The organism is Cyanobacteriota bacterium (assembly GCA_025054735.1).
In the GTDB taxonomy this organism is placed as follows: domain Bacteria; phylum Cyanobacteriota; class Cyanobacteriia; order SKYG9; family SKYG9; genus SKYG9.
This window is the reverse complement of record JANWZG010000080.1, coordinates 1-11261: the sequence shown is the minus strand read 5'-3', so window position 1 is coordinate 11261 and position 11261 is coordinate 1. Positions and strand designations below refer to the sequence as shown.

Annotated in this window: 13 protein-coding genes; 7 read left to right on the top strand and 6 right to left on the bottom strand. The window is 50.6% G+C overall.

Translation table 11 applies throughout. From position 1 onward, the window contains the following. From NZ772_05785 to NZ772_05765, 5 genes are all read right to left on the bottom strand, one after another. The coding region (locus NZ772_05785) for a hypothetical protein (protein MCS6813069.1) at positions 1 to 1219 on the bottom strand (1219 nt) is incomplete at its 3' end. A 137-nt stretch (positions 1220 to 1356) separates the two neighbouring features. Next, positions 1357 to 2196 (bottom strand): hypothetical protein, encoded by an 840-nt coding sequence (locus tag NZ772_05780; GenBank protein MCS6813068.1) that lies wholly within the window; start codon positions 2194 to 2196, stop codon positions 1357 to 1359. A 135-nt stretch (positions 2197 to 2331) separates the two neighbouring features. Then, a complete protein-coding gene (locus tag NZ772_05775; GenBank protein MCS6813067.1) occupies positions 2332 to 3195 on the bottom strand; it encodes a hypothetical protein in 864 nt (287 codons plus the stop codon). Between the two features lie 32 nt (positions 3196 to 3227). Further along, positions 3228 to 4175, bottom strand: coding sequence for a pathogenesis-related family 1 protein (locus NZ772_05770; GenBank protein MCS6813066.1), 948 nt, complete (start codon positions 4173 to 4175; stop codon positions 3228 to 3230). Positions 4176 to 4277: 102 nt separating this feature from the next. Next, the gene (locus NZ772_05765) at positions 4278 to 4406 is read right to left on the bottom strand and encodes a hypothetical protein (protein MCS6813065.1); all 129 of its coding nucleotides are present in this window, start codon (positions 4404 to 4406) and stop codon (positions 4278 to 4280) included. Between the two features lie 310 nt (positions 4407 to 4716). Between NZ772_05765 and NZ772_05760 the strand changes: the two genes are divergently transcribed. The 7 genes from NZ772_05760 (at position 4717) to NZ772_05730 (ending at position 9859) form a co-directional block, all read left to right on the top strand. After that, the gene (locus NZ772_05760) at positions 4717 to 4887 is read left to right on the top strand and encodes a late competence development ComFB family protein (GenBank protein MCS6813064.1); all 171 of its coding nucleotides are present in this window, start codon (positions 4717 to 4719) and stop codon (positions 4885 to 4887) included. 21 nt (positions 4888 to 4908) lie between these two features. Next, positions 4909 to 5211 (top strand): hypothetical protein, encoded by a 303-nt coding sequence (locus NZ772_05755; GenBank protein MCS6813063.1) that lies wholly within the window; start codon positions 4909 to 4911, stop codon positions 5209 to 5211. Between the two features lie 12 nt (positions 5212 to 5223). Continuing rightward, on the top strand, positions 5224 to 5838 hold the full coding sequence (locus NZ772_05750) for a hypothetical protein (protein ID MCS6813062.1): 615 nt from the start codon (positions 5224 to 5226) through the stop codon (positions 5836 to 5838). 35 nt (positions 5839 to 5873) lie between these two features. Continuing rightward, positions 5874 to 6455: a GUN4 domain-containing protein gene (locus NZ772_05745; protein MCS6813061.1), complete on the top strand. Its 582-nt coding sequence runs from the start codon at positions 5874 to 5876 to the stop codon at positions 6453 to 6455. Between the two features lie 150 nt (positions 6456 to 6605). Continuing rightward, complete coding sequence (locus NZ772_05740; protein MCS6813060.1) at positions 6606 to 7673, top strand: Gfo/Idh/MocA family oxidoreductase; 1068 nt, start codon at positions 6606 to 6608, stop codon at positions 7671 to 7673. 157 nt (positions 7674 to 7830) lie between these two features. Next, on the top strand, positions 7831 to 8847 hold the full coding sequence (locus NZ772_05735; protein MCS6813059.1) for a glycosyltransferase: 1017 nt from the start codon (positions 7831 to 7833) through the stop codon (positions 8845 to 8847). A 13-nt stretch (positions 8848 to 8860) separates the two neighbouring features. After that, a complete protein-coding gene (locus NZ772_05730; protein ID MCS6813058.1) occupies positions 8861 to 9859 on the top strand; it encodes an NAD-dependent epimerase/dehydratase family protein in 999 nt (332 codons plus the stop codon). Between the two features lie 192 nt (positions 9860 to 10051). On the opposite strand, the gene NZ772_05725 is transcribed toward NZ772_05730, so the two are convergent. Next, complete coding sequence (locus tag NZ772_05725) at positions 10052 to 10864, bottom strand: SDR family NAD(P)-dependent oxidoreductase (protein MCS6813057.1); 813 nt, start codon at positions 10862 to 10864, stop codon at positions 10052 to 10054. Positions 10865 to 11261 lie beyond the last annotated feature (397 nt).

Genomic DNA, 11261 nt, shown 5'->3' with positions numbered 1-11261 from the left:
AATCACGAGCCCTAGCAGCAATTTGGTCAAAGACACCTTTGCCAGGTTCCCTGATCCCTGGCTGAGAAATACCTCTGCGATCAGCAAGTTCAGATTCAGATGCAAGTCCTAACAAATTTTGTACACCATCTGCAAAGTTATAGGCATGACTAACTCCTGGTATTTTTCCTAACAAGTCCCCCAGTAAAGGTGGATTGCCTCCAAACATAAAGTAACTTCCCCATCCAACAATTGCGGCAGTGGTTGCATATGCCCCCATAGTAAGTGCAGTACCACCAGCAATTGCAGTTGTTACAGGTGCTGCCAAGGCCAAGCCAACTCCTAGTACAGCACCAACCGTAAACATGGTAGATAGACCAGCAGCAGTTCTTCTCCCAGCTTTACAAACTGCTTCTGCTACAGCATTTGTCGTATCTTGCTTTAGCAAACTACTTTTCTGTCCATCAGAATGTTCAATTCCAAAGATTTTGTCTGTCTGATCATCTTTTGTGAGGCTAGGTTTTTGTGTGCCTTTGTAGAGAAATGAAGTATTTGGATTGACCGGAATTTTTCCAAGATCAATTTCCTTGCCGCCTTCCTTATATACTCCTTGAATCAACTCATCACTAAGTTTCTGAATAATCAATATTCCAGAAGATCCATCCAGTTGCAATTCGGCTTTTGTACCAGTTGGGTCCAGTTTCGTAGTGAAAGAGGGTGCTCCACAGATATTTACGCTTGGAGAAATAAATCTTACTGAATCCTGATAAACAAGCTCACCTTCTCTCTTGATAAGAATGACGTATTTACAACCTTCAGGGCTAGATTGAGAAAGTTCAAAAGTATTAGATGATATATTCCTTATAGAAGGAGCACCAAAGGAAACAGTCTTGATTCCAACTTGTTGAGGATTATTGGGTATTCTGTTGGGACTATTTTGCTGAGGTTGAGAAGTAGACTGTTGGTTACCAGGATTTCTGGAAATGTCAATACCCTCTCCAGATAGCTCAGAAGTAGGTAGGGGGGGATGATTGAAGATGCCTGTTCCAGAATGAGCAAGGAGTTGGTCGGAGTTGAGATTGAGAAAGAGGTCGCCGACCTGGATGGGGGGTGGGGCAGCAGTGGCGGTATCACCGCTGGTGAGCAACCAACTAGCGGGGGAGGTAGTGCCTAGCAGGGCAGAAAGGGAAAGAGCCAGGACTCGCTTCCAAAAAGAGCCACTGAGAATGGCGATAAACATGACTAGACTGACAAGCCACCACCTTCTGTTTCGCATATTGACCTCGTGTTGCTATTTACCTCATGGGTTAGTGTGTTGTAATAATTCCAGATAGCTTGTAGTAAGGACTTCAGTCCTTACTAAGAACTGAGTTGGGGTTAGGGCACTTTACAGGTGTTGGCGGTGGGGCAGGTGGGCGACCCTAGTCGCACCATCACCATGTCGGGGAAGGTGATCACGCTGCCGCTCTGATTCAGGGTGCCTACATTTAGTCCGTTGCTCAGTTGCAATTCTACCCGTTGCCCGGAGATGCGGCCTGAAAAGGTCTGCCCAGAAATGCCAGAGACAAGCTGAAGTTGATTGCCGGTTTGGGTGAGGCGATCGACCCCAAAGTTGTCAAATTTACCTTGACGGCCTAGAAATAGCACCCAGTTGCCACTGAGAGTTGACGTTGCTGAATTGGGGGGAGCATTGGTGGCGCGACTGCTTTGCCGTTGGAGGATGAAGGGAAACTTTTCGCCTACGCCTCCCACTGAGGCTTGCCCTTGGATAGTTTGACAATTTGCACTAACCTTACCCTCTAGCACCAACCCGCCACCATAGGGAACTCCCTCTACCGGCACCGCCAGCAAAATCCCAGCCGTTTCACCCACTCGCATACTGGTCACCATGCGAGCATTGCTTCCTTGGGCAGCAGGATCGGGATTGGAAGCTCTGAGGGTGGCAATACGAACGACTTGGGTGCGGTTACCCTCGCGAATCGATTCTTGCCGAGGATTCGTTTCGGTCAATTCCACCTCAGTCGTGTAGGGACGGTTCACGGGAATGTATTGCCCATTTTGTAGGGCGATGCTTCTAGGAGAGCGATATTCCCAGCGATCGCTGATATCACACTTGGCAGATTGAGGCTGGGATTGGGCCTGGACTGGGGTGCCGAGAGCTAGGGTAAGTGCAGCAGTAGAAAAGACGATCGCGGGAGGAGTGACAAAGTAATTCATGGGAATTTGCGAATAGAATAAGTGTGGAAAGAGCGAAATAACGGGCTTGAGGGTGTTGATGCAAGCGACTTGGACTGGAAAAATGGACTGGTATGTTAGGTAGGTGCTAGTGGCACCCTGGGGTGCTCATCCGTTCTAAAAGGGACAAGGGGGCCGATTCTCAGGTTGGGCGTTGGGATCGTCCAAACCAGCAAAACCGATCCCCCCCCGATAGCCACGGGCATTCTCGGTGAGGCTATAACCGGGCTTGAAGTAGGCGAAGGGCATCACTTGGTCAATACGTTTGTGATCCAACAAGGGCGTGACTCGTAACACCTGCCCATTATACTTGGTGATAACCTCATAGGCGATGCCATCTTTCTGGCTGAAGAAGACCCGTCGCTTGTTGCTGCCGCCATCCACCGTGTATTCCCTCGGTTGTAGGGAGTAGAGTAGTCGAAAATACAAATAGATATTTCCTTGGGCATCCCTGATTTGATCTTCTACTTTGACGGGTTGCCCGTTGACGATCGCTACCTTAACACCATCTCTTCGAGTCTGCACCTGCAACGGATAGGCTGTTGGCATCGGCGGTGGCACCAGCTTATCCAAAGCAGGCCCCGGATGATCAAACTGGCGACCAATCCGTGTTCTCGACCCATCGGGCATTAACACATCCGCCAGATAAAATGGCTTACCATCCTCTGATCGATAGCGCGTTTCCACCAACAGAGTTGCAGCCCGCCCTTCGACCTGAATTGGCTTTTTGCAATAGTCAGCAAAACTAGCCAACAGCAATCCAGAACCATACTCTTCCACATTCAAAATCCAACCGTTTACGCGCACCCAAAGGCGGCTGTCCCCCACCAATCCTTTTTCAATTTCCAGAGGATAGGTGGTGGAGGCAGGGGACACGCGCTGAGGCTGACGACTGTAGTCTACGGCTAAAGCTGCCACGGTAAACCCAGCTAGGCAAACGTTAGAAATGAAGAGAGAGAATATTAGGGATAGTGATTTCATGGGCTGCATAGGTTAATTCTTCGGGTTATTTCTCAATAGGGTTTACGTCCAAGATAGTTACCTGGCGGATTGTAGTTGCACACCCAAATTTCCTGGTTGCCCGATCGAGCCACCCCACAACCCACTTCAGTCGTGTCTCGCCACACCACCTGGGTATAATGCCCACAAACTCCTCGACAGCTATTGGTGGCATAGTCGTAATCCTTGACCTCGCTGCCCCAGTCATTTACTACCTCCGTCGGTGACCAGCGCCGTCCCTGCCCCCAGAACAGATTTTCCCCATAGGGGCTATCACGTCGGTGCTCAAAGGCTCCCCGTGCGGCCAATTGGTTGGCCCAGTCTTGGGCATAACTAGCTAACTGGGGAGACCAGCGCAGAGGTGGAACTCCTACCTGCGATCGCCAGCGATTATGAGCCGCTACCATCTCCTGTGCTACAGAGTTTGGTGCTTGCCCGATCGTCGAATTGCTACCAGAACTGCTGGGATTAGTTGGGGATGGTCTACCTCCGAGGGGTGGGGATGTAAACGTACTAACACCTTGATTAACCGTAAACGCACAAGCGGGCTGGAAGGGATTAGCTACGGTATTGAAGGCATCAGCCAAGGGACGATCGCCCATACCCGTAAACGTGCGACTAAAGCCACGGCATGTAACCGTCACCTGATTCTGTCTCCCCAGAAAATAGCGACCCCGACTTGCCAACTGGCAGTTAGACCCCAAGCAAGTGGCAAATCGACAGGCATCTTCTGCCGTATGCCAAAACAGTTGCCAGCCGCCGTTGGCATAGACCACACTGCAATAGTTTCCGACTGCCGCCGAAGAAGCTTGCTTTATTCCTGACGTTGCCCCACTCCCACCTGACGATTGCTCGCCTCTAGGGGTATCAGACACCTGCACCACAGGCTGCACACGATGAGGCGGTGAAGGCGGGACGATCGGGCTGAGGGTAAGTAATGTGAGGACGATCGAGATGTTCACGGAATCTCCTTAGTGGTCAATCTAGTCAGGATAAATCAAAGCAGGGGCAGGAAAATCAATTCGATCCTAAGAAGCTGTTTTAAATTTCCGCTGAACCCTTGTTCAGCAGCCATTTCGAGGAAATCTAGCAAAATCACCAGAAGAACCATCGGTCAAAGGGTTGCGTCGAGTTTTATAGCGCTTCTCGCTTGGGTGGCGATCGCCACCCAAGCGAGAAAACCTACTAGTCAAGGGTTGTGGCCAACATACTGTATCTCACTGAGATGAAAAACGCTATAAAACAGCTTCTGAAGGATCATAACTCGATACGGCACTCTTTTGTGCGCCTTTTTTCACTCCCCAGAGTTACACATTTGCCTGTCAAAATTGGAATCTACAATCGCCGATCTCACGACCAACCACGATCGCTTCAAGAGAGCCTATGTTATCTTAAAAAAAATGATTATAACGTTCTCTGCCGAGCGACCTGTTCCGAGTCATTGACTCCAGATTAGTGATTTAAGATCGGCAAAGGTCGACATTCACTCCTGAGTTGAATTCTATGGCCAATGAAAAGTCTACGATTTATCGCAATGCGATGGAGTCTCTTGTCGCTGAAGAGTTAGAGCGCCAGTTTCAACTGGTTCCTCCCAAGCTAGGGCGCTACTTGAGCCGCGAAGAGGTGACGGCGTTTGCACTGAATCGCTTGCCACCCCTATATGCTACCAGTTAGCGGGGATGGCGGCAACAGTGCTTGCGGGGTCGGCGCGACTATGCCGCTCAAATTTCTAACGCGGTTCGTCAAGGCTTGCTGGCAGTACAAAAGGATCCGCTGCGGATGGAAATTCCCCTGAGCATGAAGGAAACCCAAGAATCGCAACTAGCTTTGCAGGAATTGAAAGAGTTTTTGAAGTGCGAAGGGCTGACCTGGCAAAACCTGGTGGCTACCGTTGAAGACTATCTGTTGAAAACAGCCCGAGGTGAAATTTCCTGGGAGAAGCAAAAGAAACCAGGTGAGCGGGGTTTACCGTGGCACCAAGCCTACTATCGCTACTGAGGGAGTTTACCCGTGTATCAGTCAACGCTTGGGTTTCAACTGCCTTTAATGCCTCGATCGTCACTGCGAACAATCTCCCTACTGGTTTCGCTGGGTGCTATGTTGACAACTGCGGTGTTTCCGGTGCTAGCTGAAACGGCCTGCGACGAGTTGCCGATAAAAGGATCGGTGCAACCTGCGAAATCACCGCTAGAGATTGAGATGCTAGCCAGATCAGCTGAGGAGTTTGGGCCGCGCCCCTGCGCTCAAACCTTGACTGTTTTAAGATCCGATACAATTTGTCTGGATCGATTGACTGTGCCGAGTCTGTGGTGGACGAAAGTTCAATTTGCTGAAAAACTAGTGCAGGATTGGTTGGCTTATCCGGCAAGTTCGGTACGATCGGCCCGAATTGATTTGGTTGTGCAAAATGCGAGTTGGCGGCAACTGACCTATGTCGATCGCTACAAGTTTTTGACCCAATTTGGCACAGTTGCTCGTCAATATGGTTACAATGTCCGTGTTTTCAACAGCCAAGGGCGTTGCCTTGCGGCCTATACCTGTGATTTTTCGGCAGCAACTGATACGGCCCCGCGTTGTGAGGTTTCTTTGACTACGCCTGGTGTTGTTGTGACCCAAACCCGTTAGCCCATTTCTGTCATCCACCTACTCAAAAAACACCTATGCCAGATCCAGGGGACGAGCCGCTCATGGATACCGCGACTAACCCCAGTTTGCTGCCACCAGCAGTGGAAATTGCGGGCTTGCTGGCACCACCCACCGAGTTGATGCCCCAGCCCTCAGATGCAGTGTTGGGAGGCGAGGTCGCGCCGCCACAGATGGGTGTTGTTTTGGGAGGGCTAGCGGGGGTAAGGTGGCGTTTGGCTAGCCCCTATCGCCATCAACGCCTTGCCGCATTGCTGGAAACCCTAAATTACGGTGAACCGGGGTTAGATCTGCTTTTACAGGCATTGGCCGATACCGATGCTCAAATCGGTCAGATGGCTTTTGGCCTGCTTTGGCATCACGCTAAATTCACGCCGGGGCAGTGGTTGCAGCAGTATGAGCCACCATTGATTTCCGAAGTGGAAGCAGATTTTCAGCCGCTACGATCGCTATTGCAGCAAGCCGAGTGGGAGCAGGCCGATCTAGAAACGGCAAGGTTGATGCTGCGTATTGCCGATCGCCTCCACACGGGCTATCTGGAAGATCAGGACTCGGCTCAATTTCCGGTGACGGATTTTCGGACGATCGACCATCTGTGAGTGACTTATCTGCTCGTGCTTCACTCAGCTTTCTGCTCAAAAAGCGATTTCGAGGAGCCTTAAAGCGATGGGGGCTAGCAAGCCTGTGACCATGGATTTGCCATAGCCCTTGGTTTGTATCACCTACATCAAACTACATCAAAAGTCGGCATGTCTAAGGTAAGAATTGGCCTAGTGGGCTGTGGTCTGGTTGCTCTGTCAGTACATCTCAAAAATTTGCCTCGCCTCGTTAGCTCTGAGCTGGTGGCTTTGGCGGATCCTGACCCCAACCGTCGAGAACGGGCACGGCAACTTGCACCCCAGGCTAAGATTTTTGAGGATTACCACGACCTATTGGCGCTGCCGACGATCGACGCGGTGATTGTCAGTGTGCCCTATGAGGAACATGCTAAGGCAACGATCGCAGCTATCAATGCCGGTAAGCATGTTTATCTAGAAAAACCCTTTGCTACCAACTTGGCCGATGCCCAACGCATTGTTGAATGTTGGCAGGGCAGCGATCGCGTAGTGATGGTTGGCTTTAACTATCGGTTTCACCCGCTTTATCAAGCTCTCAAACAGGCTATTCAGGCGAACCAGATAGGCAACCCCAATAGCACCCGATCCACCTTTTGTTTTGTGCCTCAAACGGGCATTGACTGGCAAATTACTCGCCACGGTAGTTTTGGGGCGATTTTTGATATTGCCCCCCATCACATTGATCTAGTTCGGTTCCTGTTGGAAACGGATGTGGCCGAGGTGTTTATGCAGGCCCGATCGCCATATAGCAAAAACGATACTGTTTTGTTGCAACTGCGGATGGTCAATGATGTGCTGGTACAATCTTTCTTCTGCTTACATGCTGTTGAGGTTGGGCAAGTGGAGATTTATGGCACAGATGGAAAACTGGCTGTAGATCACTATCGATCGCTAGCAGTGGAATTCACAACCCCCAAAATTGGTCGGTTTGCCAGAGCCAAGCAGGGGCTAAGCCACTTGCTACAACCCATTACCCAGTCTCACTACCTGCTAGAAAAGCTACGATCGCCCTGGCATGAACCCTCCTTCTTACGCTCCATCACCCACTTTGTCAACACTGTCCGTCACCAACAGCCTGTTTTTCCCAATGTTTGGGATGGTTACTGTAACCAACAGGTGATTGATGCTGCTCAGGAGTCTGCCCAAACGGGCAAAATTGTCGTGCTGAGCGGTATTCCAGACATCCTTACTCAGTCGTAAAACTCTACTCATCTATAGCTACAGCGAACTAATGCGGGTTGATGAGTGTCTTCGAGGTCGCCAAATTTTAGGGTTACCCAGCAATATGCTGAGCTAATATGCTGAGCGGGTTTATGGAACGCACACACAGGGCAACAGCAAAGGAGATGAATAAACCATGACGACTACTCACCCATTAACCACCAACCCGATCGTATCTGTTGTGATCGAGGGCTACAACGAGTCCCGTGATCAAGGTACAGCTAACAACACCATGCTAGCCTTGCAACACCAGGACTATCCCCACGATCGCATTGAAATCATTCTCGTCGGCAGCAGCGTCCAGGTCGAGGAATGGCAAGCAGCCTATGCGGATCCCGCTCCGTTTCTAGCAGTCAAGGCTGTTGCGGCTGATGGTGCCCTGTACTATGCTCTAAAAAATCAAGGGGCGACTGTTGCCACGGGAGACATTATTGTCTTCACAGATTCTGATGTCTATCCTCAACCCAGATGGGTATCGGCGATCGTTGAGCGTATTCAAGCCGGAGCCGATGTTTCCGTCGGCATTAGCCTCTTCAAAAGTGCCCACAGTTGGCGTGGCGATGCTCCCCTCCGGCAAATTGCTGTCTGTCTAACCTTTGGCTATATCCTCGGTAAAATTCGTCACTACCGACCTGGCCAACTGCCTGACATGGAAGTGCGAGGGTTTATGGATCATAACCTTGCCATGCGTACCGATGTCTTTCGGCAATGTCAGTACCAGACAGAATTTGGCCGGGTCATTGCCTCCCCCTTACTATTTCGCAAGCTCACCCAAGCGGGCTTTATCATTGCTCTTCATCCTCAGCAGCAAATTGTTCACTACTTTGCTTGGTGGTACTGGCTCAAAAAACTCCACTTTCGCTACGGCTACGAGGTCTATCATCTGCGCCGACTGGATCCAAACTATCCGAACCAATGGATTACCCGTACAGGTATTTTGGAACCCGTCGTCACAATGATTTGGCACATGATATTGGATGTACCTCGGTGGTTCCGGTTTAGCCGCCTGTTAGATATGCATCCACTCAAACGGTGGGGATTGTTACCGGTGCTTATTGGCCTATCTGGCCTAGCCCGTGGTGCAGAAATGTTAGGCATAGTTTGTACCATGATATCTCCCCGAGCGATGAAACAATGGGCAGAGACTGTCTAAGGAGACGAAACCTATGGAAACCTTTGTTACAGGTGCTACGGGTCTGGTGGGTAGACAGTTGGTGCAACGGTTACGGCACGATGGACATACGGTAAGAGCACTAGTACGTCCGGGACGAGACGCTAGTGAGCTCACAGCTCTGGGGGTTGAGGTGTGTCGTGGGGATTTGGAGGATGTCTCTGTTCTACGTCAAGGGATGCAAGGGTGCCAGGTAGTGTTTCACTTAGCGGCCAAAGTCCACGGAGCAGATGTCAATCGTCAGAGCCTGTGGGCGGTTAACGTTAGGGGAACCGATCATATGGCCCAAGCTGCCCTGCAAGCAGGTGTACAGCGGCTGGTTTACGCTAGTACGGTGGCAATCTATGGCCGCATGTCCAAAAATCGTGCGATTACAGAGGAAACGCCACCCCGTCCTGATTCTCCCTATGGGGAGTCTAAACTGCTCACAGAGAAAATGTTACAGACCTATAAACAACAGGATGGCTTGCCCGTAGTGATTGCTCGATTATCAACGGTTTTTGGGCCGGGAGCCAGCGGTTGGATGGGCTTGTTCCGAACGATCGCTGACCGACAATTTCGGCTGATGGGGTCAGGCCAGGGACATCACCACATTACTGATGTGGTGGACATTGTGGATGGGCTAATTCGGTGTAGCCTGACACCAGGGATTATAGGACGCACGTATATTCTCGCTGGGCCACAGTCTATCTCCTTGCGGGAACTTGTGACATTGATTAGCCAAGAATTTGGCCTATCCAGCTTGCCCCCTGACCTGCCTGGCGCACCATTGCAGGTGTATAAACTGCTAAACTACCTGAGTTATCGCATCACAGGTCATCGACTCCCTAAAGCCGATCGCCTTGACCTGTTCCTGGGCGATCGTAGCTATGACCTGTCCCGTGCTCGGCAAGAATTAGGCTATGAGCCTCACATATCACCCCAGGCCACTATTCATCGTACCGTTGAGTGGTTTCGCGATCAGGGCTATTTTCTTCCCCATTCACTAGCATGACTTGAGCACCAACAATTAATCACAGCCCCTAATTCAAAACTGTCAACATTCAACTCAACATTTAGCACTAGAACCCTTGAATCCTCACCATAATTGGCTGCCATCTATGGGGGATAAAGGTTCCCCCTTGAGTTTCCCGTTGGATCCTAAAGCATTGGCATTCTAGTGGTGAGACTAATTCTAGTAGTAGGACTATTGGTCTGGAGCCGACCCTGACACAACAGATTTGGTGAGTTTAGGCGATGGTGCCGCCCAGTGAACGAGTTTTTCTAACACCATGGGGGCAACTTGACCACACCAGACTGCTAACTTGGTTTGCCAACCTACCAAAATTTCTGGCGATCGCCAGCGCAACCCCCTCACTAGCGCTTTGGCCACCTGCTCAGGGGTCATTGGCGTTACCCAGCGAAACCAGCGCAAATCTCGCACCATGTCAGTATCGGTCAAGGAAGGCAACAGAGCGCTAACCTGCACGTTATAGGGAGCTAACTCTCCCCGTAGTGCTTGGGTAAAGCCCAAAATAGCAAACTTGGTGGCTGAATAGGTAGCCATGGTTGGTGCAGCTACCTTGCCCATTAAACTAGAAACATTGACAATATGCCCTTGGCGGTGAGCAGCCATGCGGCGGGCAACTAGGCGGGTAATGGTATATAACCCCATGAGATTAGTGGCGATCTCAGTGTGGACATGGGATAAGCGAGATTGCAGAAAAGGCGCTTGGTAGGCAACCCCTGCACAGTTAATCAGCAATTGGAAGGGGCCGTGGTTGCGCCAAGCATGAGCAATAGCAACATTTACGTTGATCGGCTGGGTTAGGTCTAGGGGTAGCACAATCGCCTCTGCGCCCCAAGCTTTGACCTCAGCCGCAACATCACGGAGACGATCAGCATCGCGTGCGACCAATACCAAGCGGTGCACGCCTTGTCTTGCGAGTTCAATGGCGATCGCCCGACCAATGCCGCGAGAAGCCCCGGTTACTAGGGCTGTTTTTCCCTTTAGATTCACGGATAGAAACCTCCATTGTTGACGCTCGACCCTGCACCTCCAGTCCATGAGAGGAGATTCAAACCAGGACAACACAACGCCACCCTGACAGCATCCTCTCTGCTGTAGTGCAGCAGTGGTACACAAGACAGCAAATGACAAGCCAACTATCGTGAACGATCGTTCAATTGAACTGTTGGAACTCGCTCACTAGAGTGGTTATAGATTCCTAGCTAGGGTGAACTCAATCAGGTAGCTCTACCTAAAGCAAGTAGTTAAAGCTTCGGACGATGTAACACAGCTTCATCAATTGATCACGTCAGTAGCTAATCTGGAAATAAGAGGAAAGGGGATGGTTCCAACTTCACTCAACATGGCCATTTGCTGAGTAGAAGCCTCTGCGCAGAACTGTAGTTAC

Coding starts and splice junctions, on each gene's coding strand:
- NZ772_05780 (MCS6813068.1), bottom strand. CDS start 2,196: ATGAATTACTTTGTCACTCCTCCCGCGATCGTCTTTTCTACTGCTGCA.
- NZ772_05775 (MCS6813067.1), bottom strand. CDS start 3,195: ATGAAATCACTATCCCTAATATTCTCTCTCTTCATTTCTAACGTTTGC.
- NZ772_05760 (MCS6813064.1), top strand. CDS start 4,717: ATGGCCAATGAAAAGTCTACGATTTATCGCAATGCGATGGAGTCTCTT.
- NZ772_05745 (MCS6813061.1), top strand. CDS start 5,874: ATGCCAGATCCAGGGGACGAGCCGCTCATGGATACCGCGACTAACCCC.
- NZ772_05740 (MCS6813060.1), top strand. CDS start 6,606: ATGTCTAAGGTAAGAATTGGCCTAGTGGGCTGTGGTCTGGTTGCTCTG.
- NZ772_05735 (MCS6813059.1), top strand. CDS start 7,831: ATGACGACTACTCACCCATTAACCACCAACCCGATCGTATCTGTTGTG.
- NZ772_05730 (MCS6813058.1), top strand. CDS start 8,861: ATGGAAACCTTTGTTACAGGTGCTACGGGTCTGGTGGGTAGACAGTTG.